The organism is Tritonibacter sp. SIMBA_163 (genome assembly GCF_046535935.1).
GTDB classification, from domain to species: Bacteria; Pseudomonadota; Alphaproteobacteria; order Rhodobacterales; family Rhodobacteraceae; genus Epibacterium; species Epibacterium scottomollicae.
In genome coordinates this window covers 1-316 of record NZ_JAWJBP010000233.1, presented here as the reverse complement: position 1 = coordinate 316, position 316 = coordinate 1, and the positions used below count along the sequence as shown (strand labels likewise).

1 protein-coding gene is annotated in these 316 nt (G+C 42.1%); it reads right to left on the bottom strand.

All coding sequences use genetic code 11. The features are described 5' to 3' along the window. On the bottom strand, window positions 1–316 hold a 316-nt coding region (locus R0J92_RS22215), incomplete at both ends, for a hypothetical protein (protein ID WP_411053245.1).

Genomic DNA, 316 nt, shown 5'->3' with positions numbered 1-316 from the left:
GTCAGTGAGAAGAAAGTTAGACCTTCTATCTTGATTAGAGAATCTTGGGGTAGTGCTTGTTATAGTACGGAACACATCATATGTTCTCGACCCTTGGTTTTGGTAGAACGAGTCACTGGCATTATCTACTGCTGCTATGTATTCAGTGCCATCTGTGGTTGGTATCCCAAAATTCCCGTCATTTGAGACATATCCTGGTATTCCAACATTAAAGAAAACGTAAGCATTTACCCCAGGAAGCTTTGCTCGGTATCGTTTGATATCCGAGTTCCAGGCACCTTCAAAGCTTGGGTTGAAAAAATTAGGTTCGGGAACA